The organism is Paenibacillus sp. JCM 10914 (assembly GCF_001315105.1).
Lineage (GTDB): Bacteria > Bacillota > Bacilli > Paenibacillales > Paenibacillaceae > Paenibacillus_AQ.
Genome location: NZ_BAZR01000004.1, coordinates 266,789 through 285,404, shown reverse-complemented (window position 1 = coordinate 285,404; position 18,616 = coordinate 266,789). Strand labels below are relative to the sequence as shown.

Below are 18,616 nucleotides of genomic sequence, written 5' to 3'. Positions count from 1 at the left end.
CGACGACCCAAATACCGTATATAATAGAAGGAACGCCTGCAAGCGTACTGATATTGAGCTGGATCAACCGCACCCAACGGCTTTTCCCTGCATATTCCTCCAGGAAAATAGCGGCACCTACGCCCAGAACAAAAGACAACGGCGCCATCAGCAGCAGCAAGTAAATCGTGCCGACGATCGGCGATTTCAGTCCCGCGCGGTCCGCAATACGCGACGGATAGTTAGTGAATAATTCCGGTGAAAGGCGGTGCACGCCATCCATTACAATCGTGACGAGCAACGCCATCAGCGCCAATATACCAATACTGGTACACGCCAAGAAGATGATATGCAGCGTATGGTCACTCCGTCGTCTCCGGTTGATCCCCTTGCTGTCGCCCAGATTCAATTGTGACATCTAGTATTCCTCCCTGAAGCGGCGAGCGACCCACTGCGCCAATATATTAAGCAAGAACGTGATGACGAACAACGTCAAACCGACGGCAAAAATCGTTCCGTATTCGATCGTTCCGCGCGGAACGTCGCCCATGCTCACCTGAACGATATAAGACGTCATCGTCTGGATGCTGTCCAGCGGATTCAGCGTCAGCTGCGGCGTTGCACCGGCCGCAACCGTCACGATCATCGTCTCCCCGATCGCGCGCGAGAACGCCAGTACGAAGGAAGCGATAACGCCGGACAACGCGGCAGGCAGCACGATTTTCAGTGCCACTTCAAACCGGGTCGCCCCGAGTGCATACGCACCATGACGCAAGCTTTTTGGTACCGCCCGCATCGCATCCTCACTCAGTGAGGAGATCATCGGAAGAACCATGATACCTACTACGATACCGGCACTAAGCGCATTGAATATACATATTCGGGAAAATCTTTTGAAGGAATGGGGTTACTGTTTCAAGTGCAAAATATCCATATACAATCGTAGGAACTCCCGCCAAGACTTCAAGCACCGGTTTGACAATCCCCCGAACCCGGGCCGGCGCGTATTCATTCAAATAAATAGCGCATGCCAAGCCGATAGGCACTGCGAATATAATCGCAATGCCTGTAATCAGCAGAGTGCCGCCCAGTAAGGGCAGCACGCCGAATTCTTTTGGAGGGAGAATCGGGCTCCATGTCGTTCCTGTCAAGAAGGACCAGACTGGTACTTCTCTGAAGAAGATGATGGATTCCTGTAGAAGTGTATATACAATGCCGATGGTGGTAATCACCGAGAGTAGTGCGCACATGCCGAGCAGAACCGGGATGATCTTATCAGAGATCCGTGTTTTGCTGCGACGGAACGTCATTTTCGCTGGTGCACCCGCCACGGTTGATGTTTTATTCATTCTCCTCTTCCCTTTCTATGCTTAACCTGGACTGATTTCTTATTGAGCCAACTTGGCTTTCTCTTCCTCATATTGCTCATCTTGCAGAGGAACGAAGCCAACTTCGCCCGCTAAGCTTCCTGCATTGTCAAGGTAGAAGTCAAGGAATGCTGATACTTCGGGACGTTCCATTTCTTTTTTGCTCACATAGATGAACAGTGGGCGTGACAATGGAGAGTAGCTGTTATCTTTAATTGTCTCGGTGCTTGGTGATACCGTAGCCGTCCCGTTGTCGATTGGGACAAGTTTCAGTTTATCTTGGTTCTCTTCGTAGAAGGAGAAGCCGAAGTAACCGATCGAAGCTTTGTCACCTGCAACACCTTGAACAACAGCATTCGTGTCTGCACTGAATGTAATCTGGCTATCATTTCTGCTCACTTGTGCTTCACCGTTGATCGCTTCTGTGAAGTAGTCGAACGTTCCGTGATCTGTACCTGGGGAATAGATTTTAATCTCTTCTGCAGGCCATCCTTCACGAACGTCAGCCCATGTTTTCACCGTGCTGTTCGGCTCGTAAATCTTCTTGAGTTCATCTACCGTCAGCTTGTCAACGAAATCATTCGCTGGGTTAACAACGACGGACAATCCGTCATAGGCAACCAACACTTCTAAGAATTCCACGCCGTTAGCCTTAGCATCTTCAGCTTCGCTGTCTTTAATCGGACGGGAAGCGTTCGTAATCACAGTCTCTCCCGTAGCAAAACGTTTGAAACCTGCGCCTGTACCACCAGTTCCGATTGGAACGCGCACATCTTTATGAACAGCACCGAACTCTTCTGCAATCGCTTCTGTCATTGGATGAACCGTACTTGATCCGTCAATCTCAATCGTTCCTGACAATTCCGTATTTCCCGTTGTATTGCCTTCGCTTTGTTGACCTGAGCCGTTATTTGTATTTTCTCCTGTTGCACTGCCGGAAGTTCCTCCGCCACATGCCGCCAGAAGCGTGCTCAGTATCAGTACCAGCACGAGCAGTCCCGCTGGTTTACGACCCCTTACTTTAAACAAAGTAATCCACTCCTTCAAAATGGTTGTTGTTTCTTCTACTTCTTCGTCTCACAATATTGATATTAGACTCGTAATGTAATAACAGTTTCGTAGAAATGTTAACGCAATGTAAAATCTGAACGATCATCTCATGCCGGCCAGTTCGTATTTGATGAGCTGGACGCGGTGAACCGTGTGCTCTGCCAACTGAAGCACTTGATCACCTGAGAGTTCCACCTCGTGAACGGCATTCTCCATCTCATAAAACATGTGACTGCCTTCGCGAACATGCCGCTCGCTTAGTTGAATTTCATGCAGCGAAGCAGCAGATGAAGCCGTTGTGTCTTGACCAAGTTGTTGTATGTATTCGAGCAATTGAGCAATGTCTGCCGATAATGCACGCGTCTGTTGTGCTAAAGACTGCACTTCGCCGGCTACCACTTGAAAGCCTCTTCCATGTTCTCCGGCATGAGCAGCTTCAATCGAAGCATTCATGGCCAGCAGATTGCTGCGATTCGCCAGCTCCGTGATCATGCCGCTGATGGAGGATATACGATTCGTATGCTCTAACAGCGTGGTCGCTTGGTCCTGATGCTTTCTCAAATCCGTAACTACGGATTGGTACGAAGATTCTACGAGCTTTAACTGTCCCTTTCCGAGCTGCGCCGACTCTTTCATCTTTTTACATTCCTCTTGCGTTCTGGCGGCCGCGGTTCGCACTTCATTCAGGGAAGACTCAATGTTGCTCGTGAGTCGATCACTTTCAAATAAAATGAGCTCCCGCTTCCCATCCGCGTTCATCTGGAGTGAACGTGACAGACCGAGTAAGTCCCTGACCGTAAGGACGCCCGACAGCGCTCCCCCGGCGGTCACTACAACTGCATCGTAGAAATGGGGGTCTGGGCGATCCAGCGCCATCTGCAGCAGACGTACAATCTGTTCGGACACTTCAATGATCATAGGAGCGCGATCTGCATAACGATAGGCTGGCCTGCTATAAAATAAATCGACAGCGAATCTACCATCATCTGTGTATAAAAACGATCTCTCATAATCAATCCGTGGGGCATATTCTTATCATCACACAAGATCACGCAAGGTATGCGCGAGTCTCTTAAAAAGAGGTTCAACACATCGTGACAAGACTCCGTCTTCCCGATGACGGGAACTTTACGGACAAAGTCCCCCATCATCGAACCCTCGTCTACATTCTGCTCCCGAGCGAGCTGCTGTTCCAATTGAAGCTGTTGCATGTGTCTTCCCTCCTACGAATCTAGTTCTCAAGACGCATCTTATCGAACCAATATTAGAGGAGTACACTTGAAGTGTTAACGGAGCGTAAACGCAAATAAAGACCCCTCATCATCGTCTAGGAATGATGGGAGCCTTTATTAGGATTAACGACTAACTTATAACCAACACCGCGTATGGAATCGATGTGCACGGATTCCGGATCGAGCTCAAGCTTTTTGCGGAGGGAACTGACATGGACATCCACCGTTCGTTGTCCACCGATATAATCAAATCCCCAGACTACGTTCATCAGATCGTCCCGAGTTAACACGACTCCTGGTTTCTTAGCCAAATATAACAGCACTTCGAATTCCTTAGGCCTCAGGTTTATGTTCTGCGCGCCAAGACGCACCTCGTATTTCTCCGGAAAAATCTCAAGCGCACCCAGCGAGATGACATTTCCGCGATCTTCCGGGCCCTTCACTTCCTCTCCATGACCAGAAACCCGCCGCATGACCGCCGATACACGGGCCAGCAGTTCAGAGACTCCGAATGGTTTGGTGATATAATCATCCGCCCCCATCTTGAGGCCCTGTACGACCTCTTCCTCTGCATTCTTGGCGGTCAGAATGATAATAGGGGTGGTTAAGCCCTTGGTTCTTAGTTTCTCCAAAATCTGAAACCCGTTCATCCCTGGCAACATGACATCCAGCAGAATCAGATCATATTCCTCATGGGATGCCTTCTCATAACCTGCTGTTCCATGTTCCTCCACATCAACCTGGAAGCCCTCTTGGGTCAAATTGTAAGACAGAAGCCGTGAAAGTGTCGGCTCATCTTCAATAACAAGCAAACGTTGAGTCAATGCTACCCCCGCCTTATATCAAATTAGATTGTCCTCACCAAGTATATCAACGAAATGTTATCCCTGTGTTAAATCTTATGTTCCCGGATCCTCTGACTCCTGCAGGATCGGAAGCTCAATCGTGAAGGAACTGCCGATGCCAAGCTCACTTTGGACTTTGATGCTGCCATGGTGCAGATCCACGAGGTGCTTGACGATGGAAAGGCCAAGACCAGTACCGCCTGACCCGCGCGAACGTGCTTTGTCCACCCGATAGAAGCGTTCGAATATCCGCGGCAGATCCTTCTTCGGAATGCCAATTCCGGAATCGTTGATCACAAACTCAACCAGCTCTTCACCTTGAACGTCATGTTTTTCCCGTACCGTTAATTTGACGCGTCCGCCTTCCTGCGTATAGTTGATGGCGTTGGAAATCAAATTCATAAAGATCTGACGCAGCTTGTCCTCGTCACCTTCCATGAACAACTCCTCGGGAACAACCAGTTCCAGGCTGATACGCTTCTTCTCAGCAACGGTGCGCATCATTTCGGATATGGTCTCGAAGAAAGTCGTCAAATGAATCGGCGAATAATCCATTTGAATTCGTTTGGATTCAATCTTGGACAATTCCAGGATGTCGCCGATCAAGCGGTTAAGGCGCTCGGATTCATCATATATGATCTGCAAGAACGAGCGGGAGGTCTTCTCATCCGTCACCCCTCCGCCCAGCAGCGTCTCAGCGAACCCCTTCACAGCGGCCAGTGGCGTCTTCAGTTCATGCGATACGTTCGCTACGAATTCACTGCGCATGCGCTCCAATCTGCGGATGTCGCTCACATCCTGCAAGAGGAATAACATCCCCCGATAAGCGTCATCCTCCTGCACCATGGCCACGCCGTCCAATTGAACGACCGACTCCACCGGATAGTAGATATTCCGCTCCTCATGGAAGCCTTCCTTGTTCGCAAGTCCTTCTTCCATAAGTTTCATGATCTCATAATGCTGCTTCAACTCGCGAAACGATTTGCCAATCACCACTTCGGCGTCAATTCCGAGCATCTTCTCGGCTGCACGGTTCACCAGAATAATATGCCCCGAATGGTGCACCATGACAATGCCGCCTGTCATATTATTCAATACGCTCTGCAGCAGGTTCTCATTGTCGCGTATCGTTCTTAACTGGGTCTGCAGGCTGTCGGCCATGCCGTTGATGGCCTCGGCCAACTGTCCGATTTCATCTTTCCTGTGGATGTTCACCCTGGCATCATATTCAAGACGCGAAATGCGCCTCGCCACCCGGGTTATTTTCTCCAGAGGCGAGGTCAGTCCCTTCGCCACGCGATAGCTGACAACGGCCGCAATCAGAAAGAGAACGAGCAGCCCGATTCCCATCACGGTCCAACCTTGCCTGACCCCTTCATCCACCTCTTTCAGACTAACGGATAGGCGCACATACCCATCAAATTCATTCCCGGACTGAACGGGTAGTGCAACATACAGCATGTCCTGTGACAGGGTATCGCTTCGACGAATGGTACTTCCGGAACCTTCGGTCCTTGCTTCCACCATCTCCTCGCGATAGGCATGGTTGTCCATCGTCAGTGGATCCCCTTCCGAATCTCCGATAACGGCTCCATCTTTTAATATAAAAGTGACTCTAGCATCGGATAGCTGCTCTAGCTGAATGGCTCTGTCAGTATAATACGACACCGCGTCTTCACCCTGGGTGTCTGGAAAATCCATCAACGTTTGCAAGAGCCGGATTTCCCGGACCATGTTATCCTCCAACAGTTTTATATGGGATTGCTTAAATACCGTTACCATCGCCACACCGGCAGCCAACATGGACAGCCCGATCAAGGTCAGCATAATCATCGTCAAACGATTGCGATACTGCTTCATGGTCCACTCCTCTTTCTAGAATGATTATTCCGTATGCATGAGCGCCTGGGTTCGTCTACGGTGAAACAGCGCATGGATGATCGTTGCGGCCGGCTGCTGAAACATAATGCCCAGCACGACCGGGATCGAGGCCTGAGGAGAAAAATAGGAAGTGGCCAGAACCATACCAAGTGATATATTCCTCATCCCTGACGCATAGGTCAAGGTGATTTGTAATTCCTTTGTCGGCTTTAGCATAGCATACGAACCGAAATAACCAAGAACATAACAGATCACGATCAAGGTAATAACGACCGGAACTACGACCAGCATCTCACGTCCTACACCCGCTGCATGCGGCGCGATGGCCGCGGCATTCAGCATGACGACCAGCATGAAGAACAGCTTGGATATGGGCTGCGTAACCGGAGCCGACCATGTCTTTACCCGTCCCTTGGATATCTCATACAGCATCACCCCGATCAAGGTAGGCAATACGACCATGGTCAGCAAATCGAGAATCAATTCGCCTGAATTCCAGGTAACCGATGCATCACCGATGAACATTCCCATAAGAGCAGGCACAACAATCGGACTCAGGATCGTATCCAGCACAACGACGGCCAGAATAAATGGAATGCTGCCTCCGGAACTTCCCACCCACATCACCGAAGAGATGCCAAGGGGGATGATCGCGAACAACAGCAACCCGATCGTATAATCGGATCCCGGACCAAACACAGTCACACCGAGCCCATAGGCAAGTAAAGGTGCTGCCGCATGTGCCAGCAACAAGGTGAGGATGACAACATAAGGGCGCTTAAGAACACCGAACAGGTGCCGTACACCGCAGCCAAGCGCCATAATCAGCGTAATATAGCCGAACAGGTACGGAATCCACTCCACATAATCCAGAAGATAATCGGATAACAGCCAACCGAGTACAAGCGAACCGGGAATCAGTAGAAACGTATATTTTTCAAACCACGATGCAAATGCCAATCCGAAACTTCGCACTTCGTTCCTCCTGTGATCGCTGCGACGTATATGAATCCCATCATAAACCCTTCAAGCGGCGATCCGCAACGAGAAATCTTCTTGAAGCGCAAAAAGCATCGATTGGCGTTGCGCCAATCGATGCTTAAGTATTTCTTGTTTATTTGAATACCGGCTCTCTGAACATCGCCAGCTTTGCAGCCGAGTCCTTGCTTACGTCCGCGTGAAGACTGTTTCCGTGGGAATCCATGGTCACGATCGCGGCAAAGCCGTCTACTTCCAGATGCCACATAGCCTCCGGGATACCAAACTCCATGAAATCCACGCCGTTTACATTCTTGATGCATTCCGCATAATACTGCGCCGCCCCGCCGATGGCATTCAGATACACGCCGCCATGTTCCTGTAGAGCTGCCAGCGTTTTGGGTCCCATACCGCCTTTGCCAATCACCGCGCGAATGCCGAATTTCTTCAGAATATCGCCTTGGTATGGCTCCTCGCGAATACTGGTGGTCGGCCCGGCCGCTTTGACGTGCCAGCCCGCTTCATCTTTCAGCATCACCGGCCCGCAATGATAGATAACGGCACCATCCAGATCAATCGGCGCATCGTGATCCATCAGATATTTATGCAACGCATCGCGTCCGGTATGCATCTCTCCACGAATCACGACAACGTCTCCAACGCGAAGGCTGCGAATCTGCTCTTCGCTAATCGGAGTCTGCAGCACAATCTCCCGTCCCGCCGGGGCCGACTCGGACGATGCGGCTGCCGAAGCTGCCGTCTCGGCACTCATCTGCACCTCGCTTCCGGATTCGTAGAGCCAATCCTTAATCTCGCCGGAAGACGGCTCGATCAGAACTCCTTGACGACGGAAGGCCCAGCAATTATAGGCAACCGACACAAAGAAGCTGGCCGGCAGACGGTTCATCACGCCGATCTTGCAGCCGAGCAGCGTCACTTCACCGCCGAAGCCCATCGTGCCGATGCCTAGCTTGTTGGCATTCTCCAACACATAATCCTCAAGCTTCGCCAGATCCTCTACCGGATTCACATCTTCGACGTGGCGGAACAGTTGATGCTTCGCAAGCTCATAACCACTCGTCCGGTCCCCGCCGATGCCAACGCCAATAAATCCTGCGCTGCAGCCTTGACCCTGAGCCTGATATACCGCATGCATGATACATTTGCGGATGCCGTCCAGATCACGTCCTGCTTTGCCTACACCCTCGAGCTCCGCCGGGAGACTGTATTGAATGTTCTTGTTCTCACAACCGCCGCCCTTGAGAATAAGACGTACGTCGACCTGCTCCTGCTCCCACTGCTCAAAATGAACCACAGGCGTCCCCGGACCCAAGTTATCGCCGCTGTTGGCACCGGTTAAGGAGTCGACAGAGTTGGGGCGAAGTTTGCCCTCTTTCGTTGCACGGACGACCGCCGCGTATATCGCTTTTTTCATCTCAATATGATTGGCGCCTACAGGCGTATGTACGATAAAGGTCGGCATGCCGGTATCCTGACAGATCGGCGAAACCTCTTGTTCAGCCATTTCAATATTCTGCGCAATCGTTGCTAGAGCAAGCCCTGCGCGTGTTGCCGCATCCTCGGACGCACGGCCGCGGTTAACCGCCCTGCGCACGTCTCCAGGCAGATTAGTGGAGGTTTCCACGATCAATCGATACATACTCTCTTCAAATAACTTCATAACGGTTGATAAACTCCTCTCTCACATAAGCCACGCATGATAGTAAACAAGAATCATTATAAACTGACCATTATTCCTATCATATCACAACATGAAGGACATGAAAGGGGTTACTTAAAAACGGGTTGTAAATTGTGTGCTTGATTCAGGTCATACCATCCATTCCATCTCTATGAGTCTCGCATATTTTAATAGAGAAAGGAGAGGATAAGATGTTAAAAGCACAGATCTCGCCTTGTTCCGAGACGAGCACTACAGAGGTCGCCGCTTCGGAATCCATCATAAGCTCCAATCGGCGCCTAACGCTCACAGAAATTAGACGTATCCGGAATACAGGTATTCTGCGTTCGGGATTTAGAAGTATCTAAGTGTAACAAATGAGAACAAAACAGCGGATATCCCGGTGCTTGCCCGGAATATCCGCTGTTTACGCTGTTTACGCTGTTTACGCTGTTTACACTAGTCATCCTACTTATCCGTTGATAACCTCACCGCCATTAATATGGATCACCTGACCGCTTACATAAGAGGAGTCCGTCGAGGCCAAATAGACGTAAGCCGGTGCTAATTCCTCTGGTTGACCCGGACGTTTCATAGGCTGGCTCGCCCCGAAATTTGCCACATGATCTTCGGAGAACGTGGAAGGAATAAGCGGCGTCCAGATCGGCCCCGGTGCCACGGCATTCACGCGAATTCCTTGCCCTACGACATTCATGGAGAGCGAGCGAGTAAAAGCAACAATCGCTCCCTTCGTGGACGAGTAATCCAGCAGCTCCGGACTGCCTCTGTAAGCCGTGATCGAAGTGGTGTTAATGATCGAGCTGCCCTTGGATAGGTGCGGCATCGCAGCCTGAGTCAGATAGAACATGCCGAATATATTCGTTCTGAACGTTCGTTCCAATTGCTCCTTCGAGATGTCTTCAATCTTCTTCTGCGTATGCTGTTCAGCCGCATTGTTGACGAGGATGTCCAGCTTGCCCAGCTTCTCCACGGTTTCCGTCACTGCATCACGGCAGAAAGCGTCGTTGCCGATATCCCCGGCAATGAGCAGACACTTATGTCCCTCCTGCTCCACCTGCCGCTTCGTTTCCTCCGCGTCCTGATGCTCGCTCAAGTAGACAATGGAGACGTCCGCACCTTCCTTCGCATAATGAACGGCTACAGCACGGCCAATACCGCTGTCTCCTCCAGTTATGAGGGCGACTTTGCCTTGAAGTTTACCGGCGGCTTTATACTCATTGCTCTCAAATTCCGGCTTTGGATGCATCTCCGATTCCGTCCCTGGCCGATGATCCTGATGCTGAGGCGGCAACGTCTGCTTCTCTTGGTTTGATGTCATATGAATAGTCTCCTTTCAGGACAATATCTGCGATCGCTAGTCATTCTTAGGATGTGTCCAATTGGGCAACTTATACAACAGAACAGTACTTTGTAACCTTATTTACCCGTATGAAACGTGATCAAACTTCCGCATAACTCTTACATAAAGAAAGGAGCCATCCCTTAGAAGAGATGACTCCTTTCTTTATGTAGCTATTCTTAGATGATATCGTTGAACACCATGAAGAAAATCATGATCAACAGCAGCAGCGACAGCACCGCGCTCAATGTTCCCAGCTTGCTCGTTTCTTCCTTTACTTCGCGCTTCTCTCGGATACCTGCAAGCGCTGTCTTCAGCGGCTTGCCCATGATGCCGCCAATGGCAAACATAGCGAGCAACAGGACCATCACAATTGCCATCCATACGTGACTATAGTCACCCAGGGTCATCATGTATCCACCTGTCAGCAATTGGACCACAAGCCCATACTGTGCAAACCGGTTTGCCACCCGGATCGTATTGACTGCTCCTTCTTGAGCACCAAGAGACAGCTTCTGAATACCGCCAACAATGAACGGAAGGATTAAATAAAATCCTAGTGCCGCCGTGCCGACCATATGCAGAAAAAATGTCACGTTCCACATCATCAATTCCTCCAAAATCGTTAGTTAATTATGGTTTGCCTATACGCCATCGCTCTTTATTATACTGGACAGATCATCCAAAGAAAAGCAATCCCGCCCCGAATGGTCGGGACGGGACTGAATTTTGAGACGATTTTGTGAATCCTGATTCAAGTTACAGCTTAACTACCGACATCACATTCCGTACGGATTCCGCCGATTTGTCCAGAGCCGCTTTCTCTTCCGCTGTCAAATCAAGCTGGAATATCTTCTCGATGCCATCGCCGCCAAGAATGGCTGGTACACCCATGAACAGGTTGTCGTAACCATACTCACCTTCCAGAAGAGCGATCACCGGAATAATCCGTTTCTTGTCCTTCAGGATCGCTTCCGTCATTTGCACGAGGGAAGCAGCCGGTGCATAGTATGCACTGCCGTTACCCAGCAGGTTCACGATTTCACCGCCGCCAACGCGTGTGCGTTGCACGATGGCTTCAATCCGCTCAGCTGGTATCAGCGTGTCGATCGGAATACCGCCGACGCTGGAGTAGCGAACGAGTGGAACCATGTCATCGCCATGTCCGCCAAGTACGAACCCGCGCACATCTTCAACGGATACGTTTAGCTCCTGTGCGATGAAAGTACAATAACGTGCTGTATCCAGTACGCCGGACTGACCGATGACACGGTTCTTAGGGAACCCGAGCGAATGATATGCCACGTACGTCATCGCATCCACCGGATTACTCAAGATAATGACCGTAGAATTAGGTGCGTGAGTCTTTACATTCTCACACACGGATTTCACAATGCCTGCATTGGTATTTACGAGATCATCGCGGCTCATACCCGGTTTACGAGCTACACCAGCTGTAATGATCACGATATCGGAGTTCGCTGCATCCTCATAGTTGGATGTACCGACAATGTTGCTGTCAAATCCTTGAACCGGACTTGCTTCCAGCATGTCCAGTGCTTTTCCTTTGGTGGGGTTCTCAAGCTGTGGAATATCCAGCAACACGACATCACCAAGTTCTTTTTGAGCAAGCATCAACGCGGTTGTCGCACCAGTGAAGCCAGCACCGACTACCGTAATCTTATTGCGAGTAATAGCCACGATGTCATCTCCCTTACAGGTTTTTAATGATTTCGTCTGCGAACTCAGAGCACTTGACTTCTGTAGCGCCTTCCATCAGGCGAGCGAAGTCATACGTAACCGTCTTATTGTTAATAGATGCTTCCATACCCTTGTAGATCAGGTCAGCAGCTTCCTGCCATCCCAGATGCTCAAGCAGCATAACGCCGGACAAGATAACGGAACCAGGGTTTACTACGTCTTTATCTGCATACTTCGGAGCTGTACCATGAGTCGCTTCGAAGATCGCATGTCCAGTAACATAGTTAATATTAGCTCCTGGTGCGATACCGATACCCCCGACTTGTGCAGCCAGTGCGTCGGACAGGTAGTCCCCGTTCAGGTTCAAGGTTGCGATAACGTCAAAGTCCGTTGGACGCGTCAATACTTGTTGCAGCGCGATATCGGCAATCGCATCTTTCACGATGATTTTGCCAGCGTCTTCAGCTGCTTTTTGAGCCGCATTCGCTGCATCTACACCTTCTTGCTCCTTGATGATATCGTATTGAGCCCAAGTGAACACTTTATCGCCGAATTCAGCTTCAGCCACTTCGTAGCCCCAGTTCTTAAATGCACCTTCGGTGAACTTCATGATGTTGCCTTTGTGAACGAGTGTTACGGATTTGCGGTTGTGCTTGATTGCATATTCCACGGCGGCACGAACCAGACGCTTGGATCCTTCGGAGGATACTGGCTTGATACCGATACCGGAAGTTTCAGGGAAACGGATCTTGTTCGCTCCCATTTCGTCTTGCAGGAACTTGATCATCTTCTTAACTTCTTCGGAACCTTCTTTGTACTCGATACCTGCATAGATATCTTCTGTATTCTCGCGGAAGATAACCATGTCCACCAATTCAGGACGCTTAACAGGCGATGGTACGCCGTCGAAATAACGAACCGGACGCAAGCAAGTGTACAGGTCGAGCTCTTGGCGAAGCGCTACGTTCAGGGAGCGGATACCGCCACCGATCGGTGTGGTCAATGGTCCTTTAATCGCTACGATGTACTCGCGAATCGCTTCGAGCGTATCGTTCGGGAGCCACTCACCGTATGTATTGTATGCCTTCTCGCCAGCAAACACTTCGTACCAAGCAATCTTCTTGGAACCGTCGTAAGCTTTCTCTACAGCTGCATCGAGTACGCGCTTGGAAGCTTTCCAGATGTCGCGGCCTGTTCCGTCACCTTCAATAAAAGGGATAACCGGATTATTTGGCACCTGCAGTGCGCCGTTATCGATCGTGATTTTCTCGCCTTCGGTTGGTAGTGCGAATTTTTCCAATTTCATGTGTATGAGTTCCTCCTTCGAATATGGTTACTGATTGATCTAGTTATGGTCAACACAACATAGAATAGGCACAGAGAAGCCCGCCACACCTGTGATAAACCACAATCGTGCGGTTCTCTTGCCTATTGTACATCATAGTGAGTCACTTAGCGAAGTTCTAGCGGCACATATTTCTGATCAGTCAAGCCTGTATATTCCGCACGAGGGCGAATAATCCGATTGCCATCGTATTGCTCAAGGATATGTGCGGTCCATCCGGATACGCGACTGATCGCGAAAATCGGCGTGAACAGCTCTTGTTCGATGCCAAGCTGTGTATACACAGAAGCCGAATAGAAATCAACGTTAGGCTTCAAGCCTTTTTGGTTCGTTACCGTCTCGTCGATCAGAACGGACATGTCGTACAATGTCGTGTCGCCCTTCATCTCGCCTAGTTCGCGGGACATTTTCTGCAAGTGCTTCGCACGAGGATCACCATTCTTGTAAACGCGATGTCCGAAGCCCATGATTTTCTCGCGATTGTCAAGCTTCTCTTGAATATAGCTCTTCGCGCGGTCGATCGATCCGACTTCGTTCAGCATCTTCATAACGGCTTCGTTAGCACCACCGTGAAGTGGACCTTTCAGAGCACCGATCGCGGAAGTTACACCAGAATATATATCAGACAATGTTGCTACCGTCACACGAGCGGCAAAGGTCGAAGCGTTAAGCTCATGGTCAGCGTGCAGTACCAGTGCTTGGTCCAGCGCTTTGATCGAAGTCTGGTCAGGGTCTTCTCCTCTGAGCATGTACAGGAAATTCTCGGAGATCGATACGCCTGATTTCGGAGCAACAGGCTCTTTGCCTTGACGAACACGTGCAATTGCAGCAATGATTGTCGGAAGCTGGGCCTGAAGCTTCACGGCCTTCTTCTCGTTCGCCTCACGACTCATATCGTCACCAGCCTCATCGTACAGGGCGAGTGCCGATACAGCGGAACGGAGCGCGGCCATGGAATTGCCGTCCTTCGGATACAGCTTGATCTGCTCGATCAACTCGGCAGGAATTGCTGCATAGTCGCTCAGATCTTGCTCAAGCGCCTTCAATTCCTCTGCATTCGGAAGCTTGCCGAACCAGAGCAAATAAGCAACTTCTTCAAAGCTCGCATGCTCTGCAAGATCATCAATATCATATCCACGATATGTCAGAACGCCATCGACGATCGAACTAATCGAGGAGGTGGTAGCTACAATGCCTTCCAAACCCTTGGTAGCTGTCATGCTTCATCTCTCCTTTATGTTTGGGATGTTACTTCAGTATTTTGACGTTCATGAAAACATTTTCATGAAGTCAGATAAAAAAGAAACGCGCAAAAAATAGGCATGGTCCTTGGTCACAAAACCTTCTCATATCATACTGGATTTTGTCTGATATGTGAACATGAGCGGCGACATTCGTCGCATCAAAATGTTTTATCGACACCATAAACATAATCTTTTGAAATCACTTTCAATCCCATTATACCTATGATATTTATCATTGTCGAATCACGGGACCTTATCAAAATACGGGATTACTATCCTGTTCTCGGCTCTTTCTGCATAGGAATAGATAAGCTGCTGCAACTCGTCCCGAAGAAGCTGAGAGGAGCGTGATGTCTTGGAACGTTTATTGCTCAAACGTATAGGTCGGGGAGTATGGGTCATAGCCTCCATATTCATCATGGCCTACCTCGTCTATGTACTGCTCCCTTTATTCTACCCCTTCCTGCTGGCCTGGTTGATCGCTTACGCCATGAATCCGTGTGTAATTCTGTTGCAGCGCACCATTCGCCTGCCGCGCTGGGTTGCCGTTACCTTGTCACTCCTGTTGTATTTCGGGGCAGCGATCCTAATCCTAACCGCTGCTGTCACCCGAATGGTCAAAGAACTGATCAACTTGTCCCAATCTTTCAACCTGCACATGGATGCATGGGTAGCGTGGCTGTCCACTTGGATGAAAAACGACAGCTTCCAGAACATCATCAACGAGATTAGCCGATTCTATCAGAACAATCCAGATTATCACGACACCATCAATCAAAATATTACACGTACGACGCAAACCATCGGTTCAGCCGTGACGGATCTGGTTACCGGTATTTTTAACGGAATTCTGCAAATTATTTATTCCCTTCCGAATTTAGGTACGATACTAATCGTTGTCCTGCTGGCGACCTTCTTCCTCAGCAACAGTTGGGAGCGCCATAATCGTGCACTCATCCGCATTATACCGAGCTTCATCCGCAAGCCCATGGCATACGTTACCCAGGATCTCAAAAAAGCCCTGTTCGGCTTTGCCAGGGCTCAACTCATATTAATCTCGATAACTGCCTTGATCGTGACAATCACCCTGTATGCGCTTGGGGTGAAGTCGGCCTTATCTATCGGCCTGCTGATTGGTCTGGTCGATCTGCTGCCTTATCTGGGTGTAGGCATCGTCTTGATTCCATGGTCTTTGTATGCGTTCATGACACAAGACCTCACGCTTGGGATCGGGTTAGCCGTTCTTTACACCCTCATTCTGATCGTACGACAAGTGATGGAGCCTAAAGTGCTAGCCAGTAGCGTCGGTCTGGACCCGCTTCTCGCTCTGCTAGGCATGTTTGTCGGCTTGAAGCTCTTTGGTATCCTGGGGCTCATCATTGGCCCGGTATCCCTCGTCATTCTGGACGCCATCCACCGAGCCAACGTGTTCAAGGACCTTCGGAACTATATTATCGGCGGAAGAAGGTGATTTTGCCATTCTTCATGTTCTTCCGCATCCATTTCAGCAGTAGAAAACGGTACAGCGGACGAGTCAGTGGAAATACTAACGTAAATCCGATAATATCCGTTACAAATCCAGGCAGAATAAGCAGTATCCCGCCTATAAATATGCACAAACCATCGGCCATGGAAAGACCTGGCACCATTCCTGCATTCATATTTCGCTTCGCATCTTCCATCGCTTTGCGTCCTTCAAACCTCATCATAGCCACACCAACGGCGGAGGTCAGCAACGTCAGAAGAAATGTATTCATGCCACCGACATGGTTCGCAACAAATTGAAAGCCAAATACTTCAATAGCAGGGACAAATATAATCGCTGCCAACAACCATTTGAACATGAAGTTACTCCTTCCTCCTAAAAAAGGGTGTCCTTCAAAGCATCATACAGGTTTGGAGCACATTTATCCAGTCTGGCCGGCTTCCAGTCCTGATTCAACCACACATGACGCGTTACGCCTGTGGTTAAGACGATGCCCGGGAGCTCCCATTCCACGGATTGATTATTTGCTGCCAGGGTATCCTGTTCCTCGGGCGACAGGATCCTTATCTCATATTCATATTGTATTCGAAGAGGTGAGAATGCAGTCATCCTTGTAAATACGGTAACCGAATCATCATACTTCGCGGGCTGGCGATACTTGATATCAAGATCAACGACAGGCAGCAACAAGCCTTGCTCCTCCATGCCCCGGTAAGTAAAGCCAATTTCCCGGATCATTTCGGTTCGACCGATCTCGAACCAGTTTAGATAATTGGCATGATAGACAACGCCCATCCGGTCGGTCTCCTGGTAGCGTACACGAAAGGTCGTATGAAACCAGCGGCTCAGCTTAGGTGTCGATGAATTGGACATACGCGACTTCACTCCCATTTCATGCAAAAAGCAATGGACGATTAATGGATCGTCCATTGCTTGTGAGCATTTATGATTAGAATCCGTACGGATTCCCTGGTTATATTCTTAGTCTTGTGCTGGGATTTGATCCACTTTCAACAGGTTCGTCGAACCGGATCGTCCAAGCGGTACGCCGGCTGTAATGACAACCAGATCGCCTTCCTTAACCAGCCCGGATTTCACGCCGCCTTGCAGAGCATAATCAAACATCTCGTCCGTAGAGGAAGCCTGTTCGCCTCTAACCGGCGTTACACCCCAAGTAAGGGCCAGGCGTCTAAGCGTTCTATCCTGCGTCGTTACAGCGACGATAGGAGCCTCTGGACGGTATTTGGATACCATGCGTGCCGTTTGGCCCGACTCCGTGGACGAGATAATCGCTTTGGCATTCAGATCCAATGCCGAAATCGCTACCGACTGGCTGATCGCTTCTGTAACGCTGGTCTCTTGCGCAATGCGTTGTTTCAGGAACATTTCACGATGGTTCAAAGCGGATTCCGCTTTTTCGGCAATACGGGACATCGTCAATACCGACTCAACCGGATATTTACCAGCCGCTGTCTCGCCGGACAACATGATCGCATCCGTGCCGTCAAAGATCGCGTTCGCTACGTCACTTGCTTCCGCGCGAGTAGGACGCGGGTTGCGCTGCATGGAATCCAGCATTTGCGTTGCAGTAATGACCGGCTTTCCAGCTACATTACATTTTTCAATCATGCGTTTTTGAACCAAAGGCACTTCTTCAGCTGGAATTTCCACACCGAGGTCACCGCGGGCAACCATCAATCCGTCCGAAACTTCAAGAATTTCATCAAGATTGTCGACACCTTGTTGGTTCTCGATCTTGGAAATAATTTGAATGTGCTCCCCATTGTGACTCTTGAGCAGTTCGCGAATTTCGAGCACATCACTTGCTTTACGAACGAAGGAAGCGGCAATAAAATCGATGCCCTGTTCGATCCCGAAAATAATATCGCCAGCGTCTTTCTCTGTAATACCCGGGAGAGAGATCGCTACTCCTGGAACGTTAACACCTTTTTTGCTCTTGATGGTTCCGCCATTCACGATGCGGCATCTGATTTCGGTGCCCTGAATCTCCACAACCGTCAGACCGATCAAACCGTCATCAATCAAGATCGTCGATCCAACTTGAACATCCTGCGGCAAATCCTTGTAAGTGATGGAGAGTCGATTCTTATCACCGAGAATTTCCTCAGTCGTAAGTGTGATGTACTCATCTTGTACAAGCTCAATCGGCTCCACTTCAAGTTTACCGGTACGGATCTCTGGTCCTTTGGTATCAAGCAGGATCGCTACCGTTTTGTTCAGCTCTTCGCAGCCTTGACGAATATTTTTGATGCGGTTGCCATGCTCTTCAAAGTCGCCATGGGAGAAGTTCAGACGAGCCACGTTCATGCCGGCCATAATGAGCTTCTTGGTGTTTTCCAACGATTCACTGGAAGGACCGATGGTACATACAATTTTTGTTTTGCGCATTTTGGGTTTCCTCCGTTTATTCAAGGGTTCTCTATCTCTTTATCCAACAACTAAATTT

The 18,616-nt window shown here is 49.6% G+C and carries 16 protein-coding genes and 2 pseudogenes; 1 reads left to right on the top strand and 17 read right to left on the bottom strand.

All coding sequences use genetic code 11. From position 1 onward, the window contains the following. The 14 genes and pseudogenes from JCM10914_RS08610 to citZ all read right to left on the bottom strand — a co-directional run. A pseudogene (locus JCM10914_RS08610) lies at positions 1–397 on the bottom strand (phosphate ABC transporter, permease protein PstA); the annotation flags it as partial. Beyond that, positions 398–1,328: pseudogene (gene pstC / locus JCM10914_RS08605) on the bottom strand (phosphate ABC transporter permease subunit PstC). 39 nt (positions 1,329–1,367) lie between these two features. Further along, positions 1,368–2,375 carry a PstS family phosphate ABC transporter substrate-binding protein gene (locus tag JCM10914_RS08600; RefSeq protein WP_023959647.1) on the bottom strand — a complete coding sequence of 336 codons (1,008 nt, stop codon included), beginning with the start codon at positions 2,373–2,375 and terminating at the stop codon, positions 1,368–1,370. Positions 2,376–2,498: 123 nt separating this feature from the next. Then, on the bottom strand, positions 2,499–3,314 hold the full coding sequence (locus tag JCM10914_RS08595; RefSeq protein ID WP_023959645.1) for a methyl-accepting chemotaxis protein: 816 nt from the start codon (positions 3,312–3,314) through the stop codon (positions 2,499–2,501). Beyond that, entirely contained in the window at positions 3,311–3,607 is a 297-nt protein-coding gene (locus JCM10914_RS29910) for a hypothetical protein (RefSeq protein ID WP_023959643.1), read from the bottom strand. The genes JCM10914_RS08595 and JCM10914_RS29910 overlap by 4 nt, the downstream gene beginning before the upstream one ends. A 116-nt stretch (positions 3,608–3,723) precedes the next feature. Next, positions 3,724–4,452 (bottom strand): response regulator transcription factor, encoded by a 729-nt coding sequence (locus JCM10914_RS08585; protein ID WP_023959641.1) that lies wholly within the window; start codon positions 4,450–4,452, stop codon positions 3,724–3,726. Positions 4,453–4,527: 75 nt separating this feature from the next. Continuing rightward, positions 4,528–6,333 (bottom strand): two-component system histidine kinase PnpS, encoded by a 1,806-nt coding sequence (gene pnpS / locus JCM10914_RS08580; protein ID WP_023959639.1) that lies wholly within the window; start codon positions 6,331–6,333, stop codon positions 4,528–4,530. A 24-nt stretch (positions 6,334–6,357) separates the two neighbouring features. Next, complete coding sequence (locus tag JCM10914_RS08575; RefSeq protein ID WP_023959637.1) at positions 6,358–7,329, bottom strand: bile acid:sodium symporter family protein; 972 nt, start codon at positions 7,327–7,329, stop codon at positions 6,358–6,360. A gap of 139 nt (positions 7,330–7,468) precedes the next feature. Then, a complete protein-coding gene (locus JCM10914_RS08570) occupies positions 7,469–9,013 on the bottom strand; it encodes a fumarate hydratase (protein ID WP_023959635.1) in 1,545 nt (514 codons plus the stop codon). Between the two features lie 472 nt (positions 9,014–9,485). Further along, positions 9,486–10,352 carry an SDR family oxidoreductase gene (locus tag JCM10914_RS08565; RefSeq protein ID WP_023959633.1) on the bottom strand — a complete coding sequence of 289 codons (867 nt, stop codon included), beginning with the start codon at positions 10,350–10,352 and terminating at the stop codon, positions 9,486–9,488. 200 nt (positions 10,353–10,552) lie between these two features. After that, a complete protein-coding gene (locus tag JCM10914_RS08560) occupies positions 10,553–10,978 on the bottom strand; it encodes a hypothetical protein (RefSeq protein WP_036717392.1) in 426 nt (141 codons plus the stop codon). A 154-nt stretch (positions 10,979–11,132) separates the two neighbouring features. Continuing rightward, positions 11,133–12,074: a malate dehydrogenase gene (mdh, locus tag JCM10914_RS08555; RefSeq protein WP_023959629.1), complete on the bottom strand. Its 942-nt coding sequence runs from the start codon at positions 12,072–12,074 to the stop codon at positions 11,133–11,135. A 13-nt stretch (positions 12,075–12,087) separates the two neighbouring features. Further along, positions 12,088–13,380 (bottom strand): NADP-dependent isocitrate dehydrogenase, encoded by a 1,293-nt coding sequence (gene icd / locus JCM10914_RS08550; RefSeq protein WP_023959627.1) that lies wholly within the window; start codon positions 13,378–13,380, stop codon positions 12,088–12,090. 146 nt (positions 13,381–13,526) lie between these two features. Next, positions 13,527–14,639 (bottom strand): citrate synthase, encoded by a 1,113-nt coding sequence (gene citZ / locus JCM10914_RS08545; RefSeq protein ID WP_023959625.1) that lies wholly within the window; start codon positions 14,637–14,639, stop codon positions 13,527–13,529. A gap of 379 nt (positions 14,640–15,018) precedes the next feature. Between citZ and ytvI the strand changes: the two genes are divergently transcribed. Continuing rightward, the gene (gene ytvI / locus JCM10914_RS08540) at positions 15,019–16,134 is read left to right on the top strand and encodes a sporulation integral membrane protein YtvI (protein ID WP_023959623.1); all 1,116 of its coding nucleotides are present in this window, start codon (positions 15,019–15,021) and stop codon (positions 16,132–16,134) included. Here ytvI and JCM10914_RS08535 read toward each other — a convergent pair. The 3 genes from JCM10914_RS08535 to pyk all read right to left on the bottom strand — a co-directional run bounded on the left by JCM10914_RS08535 (position 16,115) and on the right by pyk (position 18,558). After that, complete coding sequence (locus JCM10914_RS08535; protein ID WP_023959621.1) at positions 16,115–16,507, bottom strand: FxsA family protein; 393 nt, start codon at positions 16,505–16,507, stop codon at positions 16,115–16,117. The two genes, ytvI and JCM10914_RS08535, sit on opposite strands and share 20 nt — an antisense overlap. Before the next feature lie 17 nt (positions 16,508–16,524). Continuing rightward, positions 16,525–17,022 (bottom strand): thioesterase family protein, encoded by a 498-nt coding sequence (locus JCM10914_RS08530; RefSeq protein ID WP_023959619.1) that lies wholly within the window; start codon positions 17,020–17,022, stop codon positions 16,525–16,527. A gap of 108 nt (positions 17,023–17,130) precedes the next feature. Continuing rightward, positions 17,131–18,558, bottom strand: a complete 1,428-nt coding sequence (gene pyk / locus JCM10914_RS08525) for a pyruvate kinase (RefSeq protein ID WP_023959617.1) — start codon at positions 18,556–18,558, stop codon at positions 17,131–17,133. Positions 18,559–18,616: the final 58 nt, after the last annotated feature.

Excerpts from the sequence above, each read along its gene's own strand:
- JCM10914_RS08595 (WP_023959645.1), bottom strand. The coding sequence starts at position 3,314 with ATGATCATTGAAGTGTCCGAACAGATTGTACGTCTGCTGCAGATGGCG.
- JCM10914_RS29910 (WP_023959643.1), bottom strand. The coding sequence starts at position 3,607 with ATGCAACAGCTTCAATTGGAACAGCAGCTCGCTCGGGAGCAGAATGTA.
- pnpS (WP_023959639.1), bottom strand. The coding sequence starts at position 6,333 with ATGAAGCAGTATCGCAATCGTTTGACGATGATTATGCTGACCTTGATC.
- JCM10914_RS08570 (WP_023959635.1), bottom strand. The coding sequence starts at position 9,013 with ATGAAGTTATTTGAAGAGAGTATGTATCGATTGATCGTGGAAACCTCC.
- JCM10914_RS08565 (WP_023959633.1), bottom strand. The coding sequence starts at position 10,352 with ATGACATCAAACCAAGAGAAGCAGACGTTGCCGCCTCAGCATCAGGAT.
- JCM10914_RS08560 (WP_036717392.1), bottom strand. The coding sequence starts at position 10,978 with ATGTGGAACGTGACATTTTTTCTGCATATGGTCGGCACGGCGGCACTA.
- icd (WP_023959627.1), bottom strand. The coding sequence starts at position 13,380 with ATGAAATTGGAAAAATTCGCACTACCAACCGAAGGCGAGAAAATCACG.
- citZ (WP_023959625.1), bottom strand. The coding sequence starts at position 14,639 with ATGACAGCTACCAAGGGTTTGGAAGGCATTGTAGCTACCACCTCCTCG.
- JCM10914_RS08535 (WP_023959621.1), bottom strand. The coding sequence starts at position 16,507 with ATGTTCAAATGGTTGTTGGCAGCGATTATATTTGTCCCTGCTATTGAA.
- JCM10914_RS08530 (WP_023959619.1), bottom strand. The coding sequence starts at position 17,022 with ATGTCCAATTCATCGACACCTAAGCTGAGCCGCTGGTTTCATACGACC.
- pyk (WP_023959617.1), bottom strand. The coding sequence starts at position 18,558 with ATGCGCAAAACAAAAATTGTATGTACCATCGGTCCTTCCAGTGAATCG.